17 protein-coding genes are annotated in these 19204 nt (G+C 70.5%); 9 read left to right on the top strand and 8 right to left on the bottom strand.

Annotation, left to right across the window (positions count from 1 at the left end; genetic code table 11):
* Positions 1–4 precede the first annotated feature (4 nt).
* A complete protein-coding gene (locus RIV12_RS07410; protein WP_309323004.1) occupies positions 5–1369 on the bottom strand; it encodes a chemotaxis protein in 1365 nt (454 codons plus the stop codon).
* 311 nt (positions 1370–1680) lie between these two features.
* On the opposite strand from RIV12_RS07410, the gene RIV12_RS07405 reads away from it, so the two are divergent.
* Both RIV12_RS07405 and RIV12_RS07400 read left to right on the top strand, forming a co-directional pair.
* Positions 1681–3036, top strand: a complete 1356-nt coding sequence (locus RIV12_RS07405; protein ID WP_309323018.1) for a serpin family protein — start codon at positions 1681–1683, stop codon at positions 3034–3036.
* Between the two features lie 166 nt (positions 3037–3202).
* A complete protein-coding gene (locus tag RIV12_RS07400) occupies positions 3203–3649 on the top strand; it encodes a GNAT family N-acetyltransferase (protein ID WP_075418467.1) in 447 nt (148 codons plus the stop codon).
* Positions 3650–3880: 231 nt separating this feature from the next.
* Here the strand turns inward: RIV12_RS07400 and RIV12_RS07395 are convergent, their stop codons facing one another.
* From RIV12_RS07395 to RIV12_RS07375, 5 genes are all read right to left on the bottom strand, one after another.
* On the bottom strand, positions 3881–4684 hold the full coding sequence (locus tag RIV12_RS07395) for an HAD family hydrolase (protein ID WP_309323003.1): 804 nt from the start codon (positions 4682–4684) through the stop codon (positions 3881–3883).
* A gap of 131 nt (positions 4685–4815) precedes the next feature.
* Complete coding sequence (locus tag RIV12_RS07390) at positions 4816–5688, bottom strand: HAD-IIB family hydrolase (protein WP_309323002.1); 873 nt, start codon at positions 5686–5688, stop codon at positions 4816–4818.
* Between the two features lie 73 nt (positions 5689–5761).
* Positions 5762–6265 carry a hypothetical protein gene (locus tag RIV12_RS07385; protein ID WP_309323001.1) on the bottom strand — a complete coding sequence of 168 codons (504 nt, stop codon included), beginning with the start codon at positions 6263–6265 and terminating at the stop codon, positions 5762–5764.
* 156 nt (positions 6266–6421) lie between these two features.
* Positions 6422–8650 carry an NAD(+) synthase gene (locus RIV12_RS07380; RefSeq protein WP_309323000.1) on the bottom strand — a complete coding sequence of 743 codons (2229 nt, stop codon included), beginning with the start codon at positions 8648–8650 and terminating at the stop codon, positions 6422–6424.
* Between the two features lie 164 nt (positions 8651–8814).
* Complete coding sequence (locus tag RIV12_RS07375) at positions 8815–9111, bottom strand: PspC domain-containing protein (protein ID WP_075418463.1); 297 nt, start codon at positions 9109–9111, stop codon at positions 8815–8817.
* Positions 9112–9344: 233 nt separating this feature from the next.
* Between RIV12_RS07375 and RIV12_RS07370 the strand changes: the two genes are divergently transcribed.
* The gene (locus tag RIV12_RS07370; protein ID WP_309322999.1) at positions 9345–10025 is read left to right on the top strand and encodes an HAD family hydrolase; all 681 of its coding nucleotides are present in this window, start codon (positions 9345–9347) and stop codon (positions 10023–10025) included.
* Positions 10026–10182: 157 nt separating this feature from the next.
* Here RIV12_RS07370 and RIV12_RS07365 read toward each other — a convergent pair whose 3' ends face one another.
* Positions 10183–10986: a TetR/AcrR family transcriptional regulator gene (locus RIV12_RS07365; RefSeq protein ID WP_256695586.1), complete on the bottom strand. Its 804-nt coding sequence runs from the start codon at positions 10984–10986 to the stop codon at positions 10183–10185.
* A 489-nt stretch (positions 10987–11475) separates the two neighbouring features.
* Between RIV12_RS07365 and RIV12_RS07360 the strand changes: the two genes are divergently transcribed.
* A complete protein-coding gene (locus tag RIV12_RS07360) occupies positions 11476–12507 on the top strand; it encodes a DUF3152 domain-containing protein (RefSeq protein ID WP_309322998.1) in 1032 nt (343 codons plus the stop codon).
* A 131-nt stretch (positions 12508–12638) separates the two neighbouring features.
* Here RIV12_RS07360 and clpB read toward each other — a convergent pair whose 3' ends face one another.
* Positions 12639–15320, bottom strand: coding sequence for an ATP-dependent chaperone ClpB (gene clpB / locus RIV12_RS07355; RefSeq protein WP_309322997.1), 2682 nt, complete (start codon positions 15318–15320; stop codon positions 12639–12641).
* A 245-nt stretch (positions 15321–15565) separates the two neighbouring features.
* Between clpB and RIV12_RS07350 the strand changes: the two genes are divergently transcribed.
* From RIV12_RS07350 to RIV12_RS07330, 5 genes are all read left to right on the top strand, one after another.
* On the top strand, positions 15566–16264 hold the full coding sequence (locus tag RIV12_RS07350; protein WP_309322996.1) for a hypothetical protein: 699 nt from the start codon (positions 15566–15568) through the stop codon (positions 16262–16264).
* Between the two features lie 105 nt (positions 16265–16369).
* Complete coding sequence (locus RIV12_RS07345) at positions 16370–17044, top strand: hypothetical protein (RefSeq protein WP_075417818.1); 675 nt, start codon at positions 16370–16372, stop codon at positions 17042–17044.
* A 152-nt stretch (positions 17045–17196) separates the two neighbouring features.
* Complete coding sequence (locus RIV12_RS07340) at positions 17197–17952, top strand: hypothetical protein (protein WP_256695497.1); 756 nt, start codon at positions 17197–17199, stop codon at positions 17950–17952.
* A 252-nt stretch (positions 17953–18204) separates the two neighbouring features.
* Positions 18205–18678, top strand: coding sequence for an MmcQ/YjbR family DNA-binding protein (locus RIV12_RS07335; protein WP_309322995.1), 474 nt, complete (start codon positions 18205–18207; stop codon positions 18676–18678).
* A gap of 299 nt (positions 18679–18977) precedes the next feature.
* Positions 18978–19160: an Rv0909 family putative TA system antitoxin gene (locus RIV12_RS07330; RefSeq protein ID WP_075417815.1), complete on the top strand. Its 183-nt coding sequence runs from the start codon at positions 18978–18980 to the stop codon at positions 19158–19160.
* The last annotated feature ends 44 nt before the right edge of the window (positions 19161–19204 follow it).

The following is a 19204-nucleotide window of genomic DNA, read 5'->3' as shown; positions in this document are numbered from 1 at the left end:
GGCCCTACTCGAGCTCGGCCAGGGAGGTGCGCACGTCGGCCAGGGCACTGTTGATGGCCTCCGCCTCGAAGGGGACCTCGAGGTCGCGCACGCGCACGGCCAGGTCGGCCAGATCCCGGGCCTCGCCGAAGCCCTGTCCGGCCAGGGTGCGCGCGGTGGTCACGGAGTCGGCCTGTCCGGCGCCGGCGGCCGCGGCCGCCTCGATGAGCTCGAGGATCGGGCCCTGGAGGACGCCGAGGTCCTCGGCCACGACATCCAGCTCGCCGCCCACCAGCTCGCGGCGCGCGTCGAGCAGGCCGACGCGCTGGGTCAGGTTGTCGGCGCCGTCGCTCAGCGCCGAGCACAGCTCGGTGAGGCTGCCGACGGCGTCGTTGGCGTCGACCTCGTCCTGGCCCTCGATGATCTGGACGGCGAAGATCCCGGCGGCCAGGTTGTGCAGGCGCGCCAGGGCGATGCGGAAGCTCACCGAGTCCAGGTCGCCGCGCAGCGCCTCGATCTGGCTGCTCAGCGGGTGGAGCTGCTCGGAGCACTCCAGGACCAGGGCGTCGACCTGCTGGCAGCGCGCAGCGACATCGTCGGCCTGCTCGCCGTGACCCAGGACCTCGACGTCGGCGCCGACGGCCCGCATGGCCTCGCGCAGCGCGCCCAGACGGGCCGAGAGGGCCTCGATCTCGCCGGCCCGCTTGCCCAGGAGGTCGACGAGCCGCTGCCCCTCCTGGAGGATGCCGACCAGCCCGGCGGTCTCGGCCTCGATCCGGCTCATGGCGTCCAGGATCCGGGCCACGGGGCCGTCGGCCTGCGGGCTGTCGGGGATGCCGACGCCGTGGGCGAGCAGCTCGCCGACCTCGGCGACCAGCACCCGGCGGGTGAAGTCGATGGCGTCGGCGTACCCCAGGGCCTGCAGCTCGGCCTGGAAGGCGGCCTGCCCTGCGGCGGCCACCTCCCGGCGGGTGGAGCCGGCCGCGGCGGAGGCCTCCTCGACGTCACGGACCCGGGCGTAGGCGGCCTCGACGTCGTCGCGCAGGTCGGTGAGCATCGGCAGGGTGCGCACGGACAGGTAGCCGGAGCCGGAGGGGACGATCGTGGCGAAGACGCGGTAGTGGCCGTCGTCGGAGGAGCGGTTGGTGATGTAGGCGCTGGCGGCCCGGCCCGCCTCGATGGCGTCCCAGATGGAGCGGAACAGGCCGGCGGGCATGTCCGCGTGCCGCACCACGTTGTGGGCCCGCCCCACCAGGGCGCCGCGCGGGTAGCCGGACAGGCGCATGAAGGTGGAGTTGGCGCGGCGGATGCGCCCGTGGGAGTCCGTGGTGGAGAAGAAGAGCTCGTCGGCGGCGAAGACGTGCTCGACGGGAGCTGCGGACTCGACCATGAGTGACCTTCCTTGGGGCGGCGCAGGCGTGCGAGCGGCATCGGGGCTGCAGCGGCTGCGGGGCGTTGTGGGACCTTGGTCGGAAGCCTACTCTTGACCGGCCTTCGAGGCCGCCGATCCCGGCGGGAGGACGCGTCACAGTGAGCGAGACCGGATCGGGCCGTTTTCTGCCGATCGAGCAGTCGTGGACGGACGCCTGAGCGGGCCCGCCGGCAGCCGCCCGGGGATGACTCCCCATGATGGAACCGCACCAAGGCCCTGACAGGTCCAGGCGGGCTCCCTAACCTGGCTTCATGACCCCGCCTGACCCCATGAGACTCTCCGCCTCCGACCACTGCGGCCCGACCCGCCGCCAGCTGCTGGCACTGGGCGCCCTGGTTCCCGCAGCAGTGGCACTGCTGGGCGGCTGCTCCTTGGCATCGGGCAATCAGCTGACCTCCAAGGTCACCCATGAGACGGTCCATCCCTCCGACGTCCCGTCCCAGGTGACTGGCGCGGCCGCCGCCTGTGACCAGCTCGGGGGCAAACTCCTGACCCACTACCTCAAGGCCGACCCCGAGACGACGGCGATGGCCTCCCCGCTCAGTCTCGCCCTCCTCCTGGCGATCCTGGCCGACGGCGCCGGCGACGCCAAGGCCCAGGGCTTTGACGCGCTCCTGGGGCTCTCGGGTGAGGACCGTGACCGGGCCTGGTCTGCCATCCAGAACTCCCTGAACCGCCACGACGGCGACCTCAAGGGCTTCGACCCGGACAAGATCCCGGCCAAGCCGCTCGTTCACCTGGCCAACCACGTCCTCATCGCCGACGAGAAGAAGTTCAAGGTCGAGCAGACCTACCTCGACACGGTGCTGCACTGGTTCTCCGCCGAGATCGAGCAGGTCGGCGTGGGCTCCATGAAGGAGAACCTCGACAGCTGGGCCTCGCGCAACACGGCCGGCCTCATCCCGAGCAGTGGCATCAAGGTCACCCAGGACACCCGCCTGGTGGTGCAGAACGCACTGCTCTTCGCGGCCCAGTGGGACTCCCCCTTCAAGGCCGAGGGCACCGAGCAGGAGGACTTCACGCTCGCCGGGGGCAAGACCGTCAAGGCCGACCTCATGAACGGCAAGCACAACATCCCCTACGCCACCGGGAAGGGGTGGGCGGCGGTGCGCCTGAACTACGCCAGCGGCGAGGACGGCAGGGACTCCGACCTCGCCCTCGACGTCGTCCTGCCCGACGCCGGCACCCTGCCCGGTGCCATGGGTGCCGGAACGTGGGCGGAGGCCTCCAAAGCCCTGGACGCCGCGCAGACCCGCGAGGTGCTGGTGTCCCTGCCCAAGCTGGACCTCACCTCCCAGCCCAAGGAGCTCCTCACGTTCCTCATGGAGCAGGGGCTCAAGCCCGAGGGCCTGGACCGGATCGCGCCCGAGCTCGCACTGACCCAGGTCGTCCAGCAGATACGCCTCGTCCTGGACGAGGAGGGCACGGTCGCGGCCGCTCTGAGCGAGGGCGCAGCAGTGGAGATGGCGGCACCGGCGGAGCAGACCAAGCCGATCGAGTTCACGGTGGACCACCCCTATGTGCTGCGGCTGCGGGACCTGACCAGTGGCACCGCACTGCTGGAGGCCGCCGTCATGGATCCCACCCTCAAGACGGTCGGCGCCTCGGCCGGTCCTTCGGCCTGACCGGGCCGCCTTCTGTCGACCGGGGTGCACCGGTGGATTCTTCCGGTCGGTGGAACGTCTCGCCGCCCGGAGCGCATCCAGGCGGTAGGCTCCGGGGCTGACAGAACCGTCGCGGGATCCGCCCGCTCGGCCCGCAGCCTCTTTCCAACCAGCAGGAGAACTCCTCATGACCGTTGAGCTCGTCACCACCTCCAGCCCGGAGATCGTCGAGGCCATGGAGCGCCTCATCCCGCAGCTCTCCCGCAGCGCCCCGGCGCTGAGCGCCGAGCAGTGCGAGGCCTTCATCGCTCAGGAGGGGGTCTTCCTCTTCGTCTTCCGCCCCGAGGCCGAAGCCGGCCAGAGCGCCCCGATCCTGGGCATGCTCACCCTGGCGACCTTCACGATCCCCACGGGCCTGCGCGCCTGGGTGGAGGACGTCGTCGTCGACGGCGAGGCCCGCGGCCAGGGTGCCGGGCAGGCCCTTGTGGAGGCCGCCGTCGAGTACGCCGGCAAGATGGGGGCGCGCACCGTCGACCTCACCTCACGCCCCTCGCGCGAGGCCGCCAACCGCCTCTACCGCCGCTCCGGCTTCGAGCTGCGGGAGACCAACGTCTACCGCTACGCCCAGGTCTGAGCAGCCAGGCACGCCCCCGCTGAGCAGCACTCCCCCGCGGCCTCCTCACCGCCCCCTTCCCACCATCACCACATCACTTCGACAGAATCTTCATACACGACCCGGAGCCGCGTCGCTTGTGAAGATTCTGTCGAAGTGCGAGCGCGAGGTGGCGGGTGTGCCGACGTGGTGGGTGCTCGGGCAGCCGGTCGGGAGGAGCCGGCGGGGTGCGCACCCACCGTCCGCGTGCCTTCAGGCCAGGAGGGCGTCGATGAAGGCGGCCACGCTCGGGGTGGTGCGCCCACCGGTGGCCTCGACGACGTCGCCCGGGGCGCCGACCATCGCGCAGGGGACGTCGGCCCGCTCGAACATCGAGATGTCGTTCCAGGAGTCGCCCACGGCGGCCACCTCACTGATCTCCATGCCCTGATCGGCCAGGAGCGCGGCGAGCCGGCCCAGGCCCGTCCCCTTGGACTCCCCCGCCGCCGTGACGTCCACGAAGCCGGTCGAGCGGGTGCAGCTGATGCCGTCGACGGCCTCCTCCAGGCCGCGGACCAGCGCCGCGGCGGCCCGGGCATCGGGGATGTGCAGCGGCATCGAGGTGATCCCCAGGCCCGCGACCTGCGACAGGGGCGCCGCGGTGAAGCGGTCGGGCGGCGTGCGCTGGTCAGTGGACAGGCCGATCGGGTCATCCAGCACGTAGTCGCGCTCGAGGGTTGAGGCGAACACGGAGACGGGGGCCTCAGCGATGTCGCCGATCGCCCGGACCACCTCCCGCACCTGATCGGCCTCAAGCATCCGGGTGCGATGCACCTGACCGGCCGCGTCGATGACGGTCGTGCCCGTAGCGCACACGGCGTAGTCGTAGTCCAGGCCGATGGACGTCGAGGCCCGGGCCACCTCGACGGCGTGCTGCACCAGCCGCACCGAACGCCCCGTGGCCAGCACCAGGAGGTTGCCGGCCTCGCGCCAGCGCACGAGGGCCTCGGCGTCGGCCTGCCCGACGACGTGGTGGAAGACGAGGGTGCCGTCAAGATCCGTGGCGAGCAGACGCATGCCGGCGAGCATAGCTCGCGCTTCCCGAGCCCGCCCCGCGCGTCGGTACATCGATGCCTCAACACTTCGACAGAATCTTCATAATCGACCCGGAGCCGCGTCGCCTGTGAAGTTTTGGTCGAAGTGTGGGCCTAGATCATCGGTCGCCCCATGAGGGAGTCGATGAGGTCGGCGAGGCTGGAGACCGTGCCATCGCACTGGGCCACCACCTCCGGCGGCGACCAGGGCAGGGCGTAGGAGTGGTCGGCGGCCTGGTGCATGGAGATGTCATTCCAGGAGTCCCCGATCGACCAGGTCTCCATGGGCTCCGGCGAGCACGAGCCGACGCCGAGCCCCACCGAGCCACCGGCCGGGACCTCTCCAGCCTCCCCGGCATCGCCGGACGTCTCCGGGGCGGGCGGCTCAGCAAGGCTCGCCACCAGCTGCCTGAGACCCGCCCCCTTGGAGGCCGAGGCGGGCACGACGTCGATGAAGTCCTGGTTGCGGAAGCCCACCGCCTGCCCCTCCCAGCGCCGGTGCAGGTAGGTCTCGGTGCGCGCGGCCATCTCCGGGTCGGTGAAGCGCATCGGCACACCGATGAACTCGCGCCCGTCCAGCTCTCGCCGAGTGGCCGGCCGGAACAGGGTCAGCAGCTCCGAGCCGGAGCCGATCGTGTCGTAGACGAGCAGGTCCTCGTCCAGCCCGGTGGTGAAGACGGTGACGCCCGGCGCCCCTTCAACGAAGTCGAGGATGTCCTCGACGACGCCGGCCGGCAGGACCGTCGAGTAACGCACCCTGATATCCGCGTCCACGATGGCGGCCCCCGTGTAGAGGATGGCGTTGTCGAACTCCAGGCCCATGGGCACCACGACGTGCTCCAGCGCCGAGACCGACCTGCCGGTGTTGATGACCAGGAGGTTGCCGGCCGCCCGCCACCGGGCCATGGCCTCGCGGTCGCGCAGCGAGATCGTCCCGTTGAAGACGATGGTGCCGTCCAGGTCGGTGGAGATGAGCCTGCGTGGCATGGGAGTCCTTTCCGTTCAGGTCCCGGGGGATGTCGGTCGCCTCGGAGTCGTCGGTCTGCGCCTCACGAACCGCCTAGGAGACGTCGAGGACTTGAGTCTTCACCTTGCGGGCCTTCTTGGCCTGCTTCTTGGCCTGCTTCTTGGGCTGCTTCTTGGGCTGGCGCTCCTGGCGTTCCTGGCGCTCGCGGGCCCACTGGGCGTAGCCGTGAAGGAGGCTGCGTGAGTCGGGGGTGAGGATCTTGTTGTCCTTGAGCAGTCCCTCGGCGTGCTGGGTCATGGACCGCAGGTACTCGGGGTTGCGGGTGAGCTCGTACTGGCGCTCGGCCTCCTCCAGGTCACGGACCTCACGGCGCACCTGCCGCTCGATCACGGCCCGTCCCCCCATGAGGAGGATGGCCACGAGCAGGAACGGGATCGAGGCGATCCCCCGGGTGACGGGGTAGAGGATGCAGGCGATGACCATGAGCCAGGTGACGTACCTGCCCATGGAGTGGGTGTACTCGCGCCGGCGGTCATCCTCCCCGGAGGCCCCGCCGGCCTCGGTGGCCCCGGCGTCGGTCTTGCTGTTCTCACTCATGCTCGGTCACGCTGGTTCCTTGCTGCTGGGGCGGGGACGACGTCGGAACGGGGCGGGTGCCGACCGAGCCCGGCAGGGGCCTCGCACCCCAGCCGAACCGGTCGCTTATGCCTCACCTCACACTACAGGACGGTGACCCCGGTTCCTCGCGGGGCCTCACACTCGGGGCACGTTGCGCTCGAGCTCGGCCAGCCAGGCGGTCGCGGCGGCGTCGGAGGGCATGCGCCAGTCGCCGCGGGGGGACAGCGAGCCGCCGGCGACCACCTTGGGCCCGTTGGGCAGGGTGGAGCGCTTGAACTGGTTGGTGAAGAAGCGCCGGTGGAACAGCTCGAGCCAGCGACGGATCTCAGGGAGGTCGTAGGCGACCCTCTCCGTCGGCGGCAGTCCCTCGGGCCAGTCCCCGGCCTCCGCGTCCGCCCACGCCTTGTGCGCCAGGAAGGCGATGCGGCTGGGGCGAGAGCCGCGACGCAGCACGTGCCACAGGGTGAAGTCCTGCAGGGCGTAGGGGCCGATCTTGGCCTGGGTCGACTGGATGGCGCCGCCGGCCTCGGCCGGGACCAGCTCGGGGCTGATCTCGGTGTCCAGGATGGACAGCAGTGTGCGCCCGACGGCGTCGTCGAACAGCTTCTCGGCGACCACCCAGCGGATGAGGTGCTGGATGAGGGTCTTGGGGATGCCGGCGTTGACGCCGTAGTGGGCCATCTGGTCGCCCACCCCGAAGGTGCACCAGCCCAGGGCGAGCTCGGAGAGGTCCCCGGTGCCCAGGACGATGCCGCCGCGGTGGTTGGCGATGCGGAAGAGGAAGTCGGTGCGCAGCCCCGCCTGGACGTTCTCGAAGGTGACGTCGTAGAGCTCGCGCTCGCTCACCCCTTCGGGCAGGACCCCGGTGCGGGCGTACTCGCCGTAGGGGTGGCCCATCTCGGTGAGCATCTGGGTGGCGGTGGCCCGGATATCGAGCTCCTCGAAGGTGCAGCCCAGGCCGACGGCGAGGTCCTCGGCGTTGCGGCGCGTGCCGGCGCTCGTGGCGAAGCCGGGCATGGTGATGGCATGGATGTCCGAGCGCGGCCGCCCCAGGCGGTCCATGGCGCGGGCGGCGACGATGAGGGCGTGGGTGGAGTCCAGGCCCCCGCTGACGCCGATGACGATCTTGGGGTTGCCGATGGCCCCCAGGCGCTGGACGAGGGCGGCCACCTGGATGTTGTAGGCCTCGTAGCAGTCCTGAGCGAGGCGGGCCGGGTCGTCGGGCACGAAGGGGAAGCGGTCCACGCGGCGGCGCAGGCCGATGTCCGCGCGCGGGGCGGCCAGGTCGGCGGCGCTGATCCGGATGCGCCGGAAGGCCGCCGGGTCGGTGAAGGTGGTGGCCGCGGCCGGGGCGCCGGCGACCGGGGGGCTCAGGGTGCGGGCGTTGTCGGCGAAGGTCCCCTGGCGCAGGCGCTCGGCGCGCAGGCCCTCGATGTCGACGTCGACGACGGTGGCGCGCGGCCCGTCGGGGAAGCGCTCGGTGGAGCCGAGCAGCTCCCCGTTCTCGTAGACGAGGGTCTGACCGTCCCAGGCCAGGTCTGTGGAGGACTCGCCCTGACCGGCGGCGGCGTAGACGTAGGCGGCCAGGCCCCGGGCCGACGACGAGCGGGCCAGCAGCTCACGGTCCTCGGCCCGCCCCACCGTGATGGGTGAGCCGGAGAGGTTGACCAGGACCGTCGCCCCGGCCAGCGCCGCCACGGAGGAGGGCGGGACGGGCACCCACATGTCCTCGCAGACCTCGACGTGGAAAGTCAGGCCGGGGACGTCGTCGACCTCGAACAGGAGGTTCGCCCCGAAGGGGACCCGGGCTACCGGCTCGACGCCGTCGACGCCGCCAGTGCTCTCGGCACTGGAGCCGGAACCGTTGTGCACGCCGGGCAGCTCGATGCCCTCCACCCCGGCGGGCAGGGCGTCACCGGGGGCGAAGTGCCGCTTCTCGTAGAACTCCCGGTAGGTGGGCAGGTAGGACTTGGGGGCGACGCCGCGCACCCGTCCGCCCTGGATGACCAGGGCGCAGTTGTAGAGGCGGTCGCCCAGGCGCAGGGGCGCGCCGACGACGAGGGCGGTCAGGAGGTCGGCGCTGGCGGCGCGCAGGGTCTCGATGGCGGTGAGCACGTCGGACAGGAGGACGTCGGACAGGAGGATGTCGTCGATGGCGTAGCCGGTCAGGCACAGCTCGGGGAAGGCGGCCAGGCAGACACCGTCGTCGGCCAGGGTCCGGGCCTGCTCGATGATGGCGGCGGCGTTGGCGGCCGGGTCGACGGGCACCACCGGGAGGGTGACGGCGGCGACGCGGGCGAAGCCCTGGTCGTAGGCGGAGAGGAACTCGATGTCGGTCGCAGGAGCAGTCACGGTGTCGGTCACGGCTCGATCCTCCCATCGACGGCGCCTTCCCGCGAGACCGCCGCCCTCGTGTCACGGCCGGGGTGGGCACTCGGCGCGTCAGGACGCACCCGCCCAGCAACACACTGCGCCCGCCGCGTCACCCGTGGAACCGGGGGTGACGAGGCGGGCGCAGCCCCGATCAGTCAGTACTGGGCGGGGGCGGGCTCGTCGAGCATGAGGCACCAGGCGCCGACATAGACCAGGAACATGGGGCCGGGCAGGAAGCTGGCCAGGATCACCCCGACGCGCACCGCGGTCACGGGCATGCCCCAGGCCTCGGCCAGGCCCCCGCAGACGCCGCCGAGAATGCGGTGCTCACGGGAACGACGGGGCAGGGAGGACCGAAAGCGGGAGAACTCGCCCGACCTGCCGGAGGAGGCGCCCTCACCCTCGGATCGGGTGGACTGACTGAACTGACCGGGGTACTGCTGCTGCGTCATGTCCACAAGTCTGGGCGACAAGGACTGTCCCCCACCATCGGGGAGCACCCTGAGATGTCCCCGATGTTTCTCGAGGCCCGCCCTGACCGCCCGCTCGCCCCGATGGGGCCGCGGCGTTCATCCCGGCTCTCCCGTGCGGGTGGGCCGACGCGGGAGGCGGGCCCCATATGCGCCGCGCACCACCGCCGAAGTCCACCTGAGCACCGGCGCATGCGACCGTTAGGCTGGTTGACGTGACTACGGCTTCCTCCCCCGGTTTCACGGTGCGCGCTGTCCTGTGGGACATGGACGGCACTCTCATGGACTCCCAGCCCTTCTGGGACGAGGCCTTCATCCACCACTGCCAGGCCCTGGGCGGAGACCCGCGCCCAGAGCTCGTCGCCCAGATGACGGGAGCCTCGATCCGTCAGGCCCGCGAGCTCATCGCCGCCACCGGCGCCACCCGCTCCTGGGACGATCCGGCCACGCAGGAGGCCTTCGAGGCGATCGCGCACGACGTCGAGGCATCCGTGAGCGCCGCCCCTCCCCTGCTGCCCGGGGCGCTGCGGATCACCTCGGCACTGTCGGAGGTGGGACTGGCCCAGGCGATCGTCTCGGCCTCACCGCGCCGGATCGTCGAGAAGGTGGCCTCCGCGCTCGGCAACGTCTTCGCCGTCCTGGTCTCGGGTGACGACGGCGTCGGGGCCAAGCCCGATCCGTTGCCCTACGCCACGGCGGTCGAGCGCCTCGACCTGCGCCCCGAGGACTGCGTCGTCGTCGAGGACTCCCCGACGGGGGCGGCCTCGGCCCGGAGCAACGGGATCCACGTCGTGCAGATCGGGGCGACCAAGCACTTCCCGGCCGACCCCGGACTCGTCGTCGTCCCGGACCTGGCGTCGATCACCCCGCACCTGCTGCTGTGGGCGCAGCGCTGAAGCGGGCCGACGCGGGGCAAGACATCCGCTCACGACCGGCGCCCGCACATAGGACCGGCCCGGGAACACGAGGTTCCCGAGCCGGATGGGATGAATAGGGATTCTGATGAGGATGCGTTGAGGGGCCGAGCGCGGTGCGACGCGGCGCCTCAGACCGTCAGGCGGCCTTGGGCCGCTGAGGGGTCTCCGGGGTCTCCTGGACCTCCCACTGACTGCGCAGGCAGTCGGCGTAGAGGCGGATCTCCGCCACCAGGTCAGTGGACAGGGCCTCCGCGGCGGCCGTCCCGGGCGTCGTCGAGCACAGCCACTGCAGCTGGAGGCCATCGATGAGCGCGACCAGGCTGCGCGCCACGAGACGCGAGGGCATCTGCGGGTCCACGAGCCCGGCGGTCTTGCCGGCCTCGAAGCTGGACTCGAACCGCTCGACGGCGCCGTTGAGGTGGTTGGCCATCCACCGGTGCGCGGGGTGCTCGGCGTCGAGGACCGAGACCGCTGTCGCGGTGTAGATCGCCGTGAGGTCCCGGTGGGCGACGTTGCGCTCGAGCAGCTCGATGTAGCGCTCCAGCAGGGCCCAGGGGTTGCCGTCGAGGTCGGCGACGCCGGCAACCTCGAGGGTGTCCAGGTTGCCGACGGTGTCGACGGGGACCTCGGTGGCATCGTCATCGACGGCCGGCGACTCCACGAGAATGCTCAGGGCGTCCTCTCGGTCACGACGCTCCAGCACCTTGGCGAAGAGCTCGTCCTTGGAGGAGAAGTGGTGCAGCAGTCCTGCTTTGGAAATGTCCGCCGCATTGGCGATGTCGGCCAGGGAGGTGCCGGCATACCCGTGCTCTCCGAAGAGAACCACGGCTTCGTTGAGGATGCGTGCTCGCTTGTCCTCGCTGCCCGCTCGGGGGCGCCCGGGTCCGCGCCGCCTAGCCGGGGCAGCTTGGGGCGAAGTCGGGGTACTGACAGTGTTCATGGCCGAATCATGGCACCTTCCAGTAAGGGAATTGCAAGGCAGAAAGGCCCTCTTCGGAATAATCCGCTCAAGTGTGACCTCTATGTGCCCTCCCCGTGACGTGAGTGACGACTTGGTCTCGGTTTTTACACAATTAACCGGCTCCTACCAGCACAGAGTTCTTCGACCGCACGGTCTGTTGTGGCTACTGGGTTTGCCGGCCACCACTCCTCTCCGTTGACGTCCAGAACTTCTTATGACTTCACCCAGGTTCGCACGGCAGCACCACAGTGATCACAGTTCTGTAACACTTACGAGAATCTTGTTTCCGGTTCAAATACCGACCGTGAATCTCTCCGGCCGCGAGTCACGCCCGGCCCGCCCCGGAGAGAGCCAACACCACGCGTGCGGGGTCACCACCACCCCTCAGGACGTGGCGCCGCGTGTGACCTTGAGCGCGCGGCAGCCCTCCCGACGGGTTGGTCGGGTGCGCACCCCTACGATGGTCGTATGCGCCCCTCGACCCCGCAGCCGCCGCGGCGCCCCTCCCGCCCCGGCAGCGCCCCGTCGTCGGCATCTGGACGCCGTCGGACTTCCGCCGGTCATCGACGCAACCCGGCCGGCCAGCACTCCACGCATCGTCGTTCATCGGGCGCCCCCGATCCCTCCAGCCGGCGAGCCCTCGCCATCGATCGCCGAGAGCGGCGACGCCGACGCTCTCGCAACCGAGTCCTCTACGGCACGTCCTTCGTCGTAGCACTGGCCCTGATCGTTGTCGGCCTGCGAGTCTGGGGGCTCCACCCCGGTTTCGCCCTGCCGTTGAGCCCCTCCGCCAGGACATCGACGACGCCGGCGAAGGCCGCCGCCCCGTCCTCCGCCCGGGCGTCCGCCAGCCGTACGGCCTCGCCGTCACCGTCGGTCACCTCCTCCGCCTCACCGACACCGTCGGCCTCGGCGCTCCCGTCCCCACGACTGGACGCCGAGGGCTTCGCGCACTCCGGTGCCGTCGGCAACGGCACCTGGACGATCGCGCCGGCCGTGCCCGTCTCCCAGCCCGCGGCCGCAACCGTCTACCGCTACGTGCTGCGGGTCGAGGGTGGCACACACGTCGACGCCGCGGCGGCGGCCCCCATTGTGGAGCGCATCCTCAATGACAAGCGTGGCTGGTCCACCGCGCAGAACACGTCCTTCCAGCCGGTGGCCGACCCCGCCGCGGCGGACTTCACCCTCAACATCGCCACGCCGCCCAGCGCCGACGCCCTGTGCTCGCCGCTGGACACCGGAGGCATGTGGAACTGCCGCAACGCGAACAACGTGGTCATCAACTCCGACCGCTGGAACTGGGGCGCCGTCACCTTCCCCGACGTCGACTCCTACCGCACCTACGTCACCAACCACGAGGTGGGTCACTTCCTCGGGCACGAGCACGAGTTCTGCGCCGGGGCCGGCCTCAAGGCCCCGCTCATGGCCCAGCAGAGCCATGACCTGGCCGGCGGCTGCGTGTACAACGCCTGGCCCACCGAGGACAACAAGCCCGGCTGAGGCGCACGACGACGCCGACAGCGCGAGGGGGCGGGCCCACCACTCAGGTGGGCCCGCCCCCTCGTCACTGGCCTGTCACTGGCCCGTCGCGGCCACTGGCTCAGTCGGTCGTCTCAGTCGGCGGGCCGGGCTCAGGCCGGCGATGCCGCCGAGGACGCGGACGGCAGGTGCGCCTCGCCCTCGGCCCGCAGCGTGAGCCCGTCGGAGCCATCGACCTTGTCAACGACGACCTTCTGCCCGTCGAGGACCTCCCCGGCCAGCAGCATGCGGGCCAGACGGTCGCCGATCTCGCGCTGGACGAGGCGGCGCAGCGGCCGGGCCCCGTAGGCGGGGTCGTAGCCCTCGTCGGCCAGCCAGCTGCGGGCGGCGTCGGTGACCTCCAGGCTCAGGCGCCGGTCCGTCAGGCGCCGGGCGATGCGGGCCAACTGGATCCCGACGATCTCGCCCAGCTCCTCCTTGGAGAGGGCCTCGAAGACGATGATGTCGTCGAGGCGGTTGAGGAACTCCGGCTTGAAGGAGGCCTGGACCACGCTCATGACCTCGTTGCGCTTCTCCTCGGGGCTGGTGAGCGGGTCGGTGAGGAACTGGCTGCCCAGGTTCGAGGTGAGCACGAGGATGACGTTGCGGAAGTCGACCGTGCGTCCCTGGCCGTCGGTGAGGCGGCCGTCGTCGAGCACCTGCAGGAGGATGTCGAAGATCTCGGGGTGGGCCTTCTCAACCTCGTCGAGCAGGACCACGGAGTAGGGCCGACGCCGCACGGCCTCGGTGAGCTGGCCGCCCTCCTCGTAGCCGACGTACCCGGGAGGAGCACCCACGAGGCGCGCCACGGAGTGCTTCTCGGAGTACTCGGACATGTCGATGCGCACGATGGCGCGCTCGTCGTCGAAGAGGAACTCGGCCAGGGCCTTGGCCAGCTCGGTCTTGCCCACGCCCGTGGGGCCCAGGAAGAGGAAGGAGCCGGTGGGGCGGTCGGGGTCGGAGATGCCGGCCCGCGAGCGGCGCACCGCGTCGGCCACGGCGGCCACGGCGGCCTTCTGCCCGATGAGCCGCTCACCGATGACCTCCTCCATGGTCAGGAGCTTCTCGGTCTCCCCCTGGAGGAGCCGGCCCACGGGGATGCCGGTCCAGGAACCCACGACCTCGGCGATCTCGGGGGCGCCGACCTTCTCGGCGATCATCGGCTCGCCGGCGGCCTCCTCAGCGGCGTCGTCGGCGGCCTCGGCCTCGCGGATCTGACGCTCCAGGGCGGGCATGTCGCCGTAGCGCAGGCGGCCGGCCTCCTCGAAGTCGCCCTCGCGCTCGGCCAGGTCGGCGCGGGTGCGCATCTCGTCCAGGGCGGCGCGCAGCTCACCGACCTTGTTGTGGCCGGCCTTCTCGGCCTCCCAGCGAGCGTTGAGCGAGGCCAGCTCCTCCGAGGCGTCGGCCAGCTCGGCGCGCAGGCGCTCCAGGCGCTCGACGTCGGCGGGGTCGGCCGTGGAGACGTCCTCGATGGACTCGTCCAGGTAGGCCTCCTCCATGCGCATGCGGTCCACGCGGCGGCGCAGCTCGTCGATCTCGACGGGGCTGGAGTCGAGCTCCATGCGCAGCCGGGAGGCGGCCTCGTCGACCAGGTCGATGGCCTTGTCGGGCAGCTGGCGGCCGGTGATGTAGCGGTCGGAGAGGGCCGCTGCCGCCACGAGGGCGCCGTCGGAGATGGTCACCTGGTGGTGGGCCTCGTACTTGGGGGCGATACCACGCAGGATGGCGACGGTGTCCTCGACGCTGGGCTCACCGACGAAGACCTGCTGGAAGCGGCGCTCCAGGGCGGGGTCCTTCTCGATGTTCTCGCGGTACTCGTCCAGGGTGGTGGCACCCACCATGCGCAGCTCGCCGCGGGCCAGCATGGGCTTGAGCATGTTGCCGGCGTCCATGGCGCCCTCGGAGCCGCCGCCGGCACCGACGACGGTGTGCAGCTCGTCGATGAAGGTGATGACCTCGCCGTCGGAGTCCTTGATCTCCTTGAGGACCGCCTTGAGGCGCTCCTCGAACTCGCCGCGGTACTTGGCGCCGGCCACCATCCCGGACAGGTCCAGGGCGATGAGGCGCTTGCCGCGCAGGGACTCGGGGACGTCGCCGGCGACGATGCGCTGGGCCAGCCCCTCGACGACGGCGGTCTTACCGACGCCGGGCTCGCCGATGAGGACGGGGTTGTTCTTGGTACGCCGGGACAGGACCTGCACGACGCGGCGGATCTCGGCGTCACGGCCGATGACCGGGTCGAGGCGGCCCTCCCGTGCGGCCTCGGTGAGGTCGGTGCCGTACTTCTCGAGGGTCTTGTAGGTGCCCTCGGGGTTGGCGGAGGTGACCCGCGAGGAGCCGCGGACCTGGGGCAGGGCCTCGATGAGGGCCTCCGGGGTGGCACCGGCGTCGGCCAGGATGCGGGCCACGGTGGGGGCGGAGCCGGAGGTGTCGCCCTTGGCCAGACCGATGAGCAGGTGCTCGGTGGAGATGTACTCGTCAGACAGCTCCTTGGCGACCGTCGAGGCGGCCTCCAGGGCGGCCAGCAGGGAGCGCGAGGGCTGAGGCTGGGTCATGGAGGAGCCCGAGGAGGCGGGCAGCTGGGTCAGGATGCGGCGCGCGGAGGCGCCGACGGCCTGGCGGGCCGCGGTGTCGGGGCAGACGGCGGCCAGGAGTCCGGCGGCGACGCCGTCGGGCTGGGAGAGGAGCTCAACGAGCAGGTGCGCGGGCTCGATCTGGGGGTTGCCGGCCGCGGCGGCGGCCTGCATGGCCCCGGAGATCGCCTCCTGCGACTTGGTGGTGTAGTTGGTGTCCATACGGATCTCCTTCGAGAGGTGGTCACGTGTTACGTCTTCTGGTCACCACAACCTTCGCAGAGTTGAGTCTATTCCACTCAACTTCCAGGAGCGGCAGTGACGTGGGCTACTCCTCGGGTCGTTATCGCCAGAATCCCACCGGCCATCTCGGCCGCCCACGACATGCCAGCCGACCACTTGAAACACCGCTGTCAGACGACGCCGCTATGGTCGCGTCACGATCACGCCCTCACCTCGGAGACATCATGAGAACCAAGCGCGCCGCCTTGGCCCTGGCCACCCTTCTCATCCTGGCGGGCTGCTCGCAGGGCAGCCCCTCGTCGACGGGATCGGCCACAGCGACCGGCCCGGCCGGCGCGGCCGCAGCGACGTCGTCGAGCGGAACCGGCGCGGCCGCGCAGTCCAGCACGAGCGCCTCCGGCAGCGCCGCCCCCTCCATCCCGGCAAGCCACCAGGCGATCACCGCACCAACCTCCGGCCTCACCTTCGCGGTCCCCGAGGACTGGCAGGACATCAACGCCCTTCCCGAGGCCCAGAAGGCGCTCCTCGCCCGGGCCCAGGGGCAGGATCCCTCGGCCCTCTCCCAGCGCCTCAGCGGCACCGACGCCTTCTACGGCCGGTTCTCACAGAACGGCGGCACGTCCTTCAGCAGCGCCGCGGTCGCCAAGGAGGCCGAGGCCTCGTCGACACCCCCGTCCCAGGAGAGCCTGGACGAGACCATCACCCGGCAGGGCGGCACGCCGACGGGCTACTCCACCAAGCAGTCCACCTACGGGCAGGCCGCCGTCGACACCTCGACCGCGCAGGTTCAGGGCGTCCAGACAGCCGGCGCGGTCGTCGCCCTTCCGACGTCGTCGGGCACCTACGTGCGCGTCGCCGTGACGGCCGGTAGCGCCGAGGAGGTCGACACCATCGTGTCCACCATCCTCACGACGGCCCATTGAGGGACGGTCCGGCACCTCACGCCCTCCCCTCAACCGCCGGTAGGGCCGTAATTAACCAGTTAGGATGGTGCCTCCCGCCCCAAGAGCCGACCTTGGAGGACCGCGATGGCGACGAGATCACCGGTTCGGATCGTCAGCGCCACCATGGTCGCTCTGGCACTTCTCAGTCCGGTCGCACTGGGAGGGTGCCGCGCCTCCGGGGGCTCCGCCGCGTCGTCGGGCCCGCCCACAGCACCGACAGCCCCTCCGGCCGGCCCCACCACCCCAGCCATCCCCGAGGGCTACGCCGAGGTCACCTCCACCTCGGCCCACATCACCATCGCACTGCCCGCCGACTGGAGGGACATCTCCAGCTACTCCGCCACCGAGCTCATCCCCCTGGCTGAGGACCTGGGCACGGATGACAACAAGGCCCTCAAGGCGAACCTCGACTCCTACGAGGTGTTCAGGACCGCCGGGTCCGCCCCGGGGCAGCCGTTCTCACCGCGGGTCTACATCGACAACGAGCGCCAGGAGAACGCGAAGATGAACGTTGGGGACGTCTTCGCCGACGCTGCGAAACAGGACCGGGTGTCGATGGATACGGTCGAGGCGATCCAGACCCACAACGGGCAGGGGATCAAGGGGACCTTCACCCACTCCCCGCGCAGCAAGGCGGATTACGGGTCCGTGCTCTACCTGCCCACGTCATCCGGGGACTACGCCCGCGTGTTCGTCTTCTCCACCTCTCTCGACGACGCGAAGAAGATCACCGAGACCATCATCGCGACCGCCCACTGACAGGCGGAGGCGACGACGACCTCCACACGGCCCAGCCACCGCGAGCCCTCCTTCAGCCCACGATGGGGAGTCGTCTCCATCGAGAACTCCCAGCAGAACGTGATGTCCTGACCGACACATTCGCACCCACCCACTGGAGCATCATGAAACCCATGCGCACCGCCGCGACCGTACTGGCCGGCCTTGCTCTGACCGCAGCCCCCGTTCTGACCGCCTGCTCTCAGGACACTCAGGGCTCCGACACATCCAGCTCGGCCGCCTCCGACTCGAAGACGAGCAAGGCCAAGGAGAAGGACAAGGACAAGAAGAAGGACAAGGACGGTAAGGACGGGGATGCCTCCGCCAGCAGCACCTCCTCCGGACAGGCCGCCGCTTCGGCGAAGCCCGTCCCCGCCGACAGCCAGGAGGTCTCCGGCTCCAGCGTCAGCCTCACCTTCGCGATCCCAAAGGACTGGCAGGACCTCAAGAACCTCGACTCCGCGGAGAAGGAGCAGATCGCCCAGACAATGGGCATCGACGCCGCCGCGCTCGACCGGCAGAACGCCGGGTTCGACATCGTCTACCGCGCCAAGGAAGCCGGCGCCTCCGGGTTCTACAACAACGTCAACATGGCCTCTCAGACCCTGCCTCTGAACTCCACCCCTCCCGAGAATGAGGTCACGTCACTCCTCACCCGGCAGAGCGCAACCCTCACGGAGTACTCCACCAAGCAGACCGCGACGGGAGAAGCCGCGGTGGCGGCTTACACGCTGGAGGTGGCCGGCAACAAGGCTTATGGGACCCTCATCATGGTTCCGACCTCGAAGTCCTCGGGCGGTCCCAGCGACTACGCGTCGATCTACGTGTCCGCCGGCTCTGCGGAAGAGGCGAAGCAGATCAGCAACACGATCCTCGACACGATCCACTGAGCGCAGTCAGGGGCGTGTCGCTCCGGGCGGGGACATGTCGCGCGGCCGGGACTTTTTCAGCCGGTGACTGCCCCCCTCCACGGCCGGGGACATTCGACGCCGTCGGGGACATTCCTGTGCGACCAGGGGCGGTTCACGCGCCCGGGGACCAGAATCCTGTCACCCTACGCGCAGGACGTCCCCGCCCGGAGCGGGCCGCACCCGACCGCGCACAATGTCCCCAGCCGCCGGGAGAACGTAGGCTCGACGTCGATGACCGCGCCGCTCCACGACACCCCTCCCCCCGACGAGCCCTACAGGCGCGTCGACGAGGCCACCATGACCGCCCGCCGCGACGGGCTCCTGGCCAGTGCGGCCACGCTGCCCGGCGCCTGGGCGGGGCACAAGCCCGAGTGGGACATCCCCGTCGCCTCGGTGGGCTCTCGTCTCTTCCTGCTGCTCATCCCCCACACCGACGGCCGCCTCCTGGCCAACGTCAAGCTCGACCCCGAGGACGTCGTCGCCGTGCGAGCCGCCTACGCGTGGGTGGAGCCGGGCTTCCACCAGTCCAAGCGGCACTGGGTGAGTATCGACCTCACCAGCCCCGGCTATCGTGCGGACGACGCCGCCGACATGGTCGAGGACTCCTACCGGCTCGTCCTGTCCCTCCTGACCCGCCGTATGCGCGAGGCCGTCCTCCTGGCCGACGCCGCAGGTTCCCCCTCCCGCCCCACCTGGCAGTGGTGAGGCACCGTCCCGATGGACCCCCGGAGTCCAGGCGGGGACATTCTGCGCGTACGGGTGCGGAACCCTCCCGGTGGGGGCATCCTGCGCGTTCGGGGACAGGATTCTCGTCCCCGACGGCGTCGAACGTCCCCGGCCGCGGGAGAAAGTCCCCGGCCGCGCACAATGCCCCCTCCTGCACAGTCACCTCCCGCAGACCGGCGGCCGAACCGCCCTCAGATGACGCAGGTGCGCAAACCTGGCACTATTCAGACGAGGCCGTCGTCATCCGACGTCTGGCCACCCGACGGAAGGAGATACAGATGGGACTTGATGACCTGGCGAAGAAGGCCGGTGACACTCTCAGCTCCGACAAGGCCGAGGCGATCAGCGACAAGGCACTGGACGCCGCAGCCGATGCGGCCAAGAAGGTGACCGGCGGCAAGTACGACGACAAGATCGACGCCGCCCGCGACGCCGTCGACGGCAAGCTCGGCACGGAGTGATCCAGCTGAGAGCCTGCCTACCCCTAGGCACCGCGGTCTTCTGA

It is taken from the genome of Actinomyces stomatis (assembly GCF_031292835.1).
Classification (GTDB): Bacteria; Actinomycetota; Actinomycetes; order Actinomycetales; family Actinomycetaceae; genus Actinomyces; species Actinomyces stomatis.
The sequence above is the reverse complement of the archived record's forward strand: the minus strand, read 5'-3'. Positions and strand labels throughout refer to the sequence as shown.

What these genes read in the sequence shown, in the direction of transcription:
- RIV12_RS07410 (WP_309323004.1), bottom strand. Translation starts at nt 1,369, where the DNA reads ATGGTCGAGTCCGCAGCTCCCGTCGAGCACGTCTTCGCCGCCGACGAG.
- RIV12_RS07405 (WP_309323018.1), top strand. Translation starts at nt 1,681, where the DNA reads ATGAGACTCTCCGCCTCCGACCACTGCGGCCCGACCCGCCGCCAGCTG.
- RIV12_RS07400 (WP_075418467.1), top strand. Translation starts at nt 3,203, where the DNA reads ATGACCGTTGAGCTCGTCACCACCTCCAGCCCGGAGATCGTCGAGGCC.
- RIV12_RS07395 (WP_309323003.1), bottom strand. Translation starts at nt 4,684, where the DNA reads ATGCGTCTGCTCGCCACGGATCTTGACGGCACCCTCGTCTTCCACCAC.
- RIV12_RS07390 (WP_309323002.1), bottom strand. Translation starts at nt 5,688, where the DNA reads ATGCCACGCAGGCTCATCTCCACCGACCTGGACGGCACCATCGTCTTC.
- RIV12_RS07385 (WP_309323001.1), bottom strand. Translation starts at nt 6,265, where the DNA reads ATGAGTGAGAACAGCAAGACCGACGCCGGGGCCACCGAGGCCGGCGGG.
- RIV12_RS07375 (WP_075418463.1), bottom strand. Translation starts at nt 9,111, where the DNA reads ATGACGCAGCAGCAGTACCCCGGTCAGTTCAGTCAGTCCACCCGATCC.
- RIV12_RS07365 (WP_256695586.1), bottom strand. Translation starts at nt 10,986, where the DNA reads ATGAACACTGTCAGTACCCCGACTTCGCCCCAAGCTGCCCCGGCTAGG.
- RIV12_RS07360 (WP_309322998.1), top strand. Translation starts at nt 11,476, where the DNA reads ATGCGCCCCTCGACCCCGCAGCCGCCGCGGCGCCCCTCCCGCCCCGGC.
- clpB (WP_309322997.1), bottom strand. Translation starts at nt 15,320, where the DNA reads ATGGACACCAACTACACCACCAAGTCGCAGGAGGCGATCTCCGGGGCC.
- RIV12_RS07350 (WP_309322996.1), top strand. Translation starts at nt 15,566, where the DNA reads ATGAGAACCAAGCGCGCCGCCTTGGCCCTGGCCACCCTTCTCATCCTG.
- RIV12_RS07345 (WP_075417818.1), top strand. Translation starts at nt 16,370, where the DNA reads ATGGCGACGAGATCACCGGTTCGGATCGTCAGCGCCACCATGGTCGCT.
- RIV12_RS07340 (WP_256695497.1), top strand. Translation starts at nt 17,197, where the DNA reads ATGCGCACCGCCGCGACCGTACTGGCCGGCCTTGCTCTGACCGCAGCC.
- RIV12_RS07335 (WP_309322995.1), top strand. Translation starts at nt 18,205, where the DNA reads ATGACCGCGCCGCTCCACGACACCCCTCCCCCCGACGAGCCCTACAGG.
- RIV12_RS07330 (WP_075417815.1), top strand. Translation starts at nt 18,978, where the DNA reads ATGGGACTTGATGACCTGGCGAAGAAGGCCGGTGACACTCTCAGCTCC.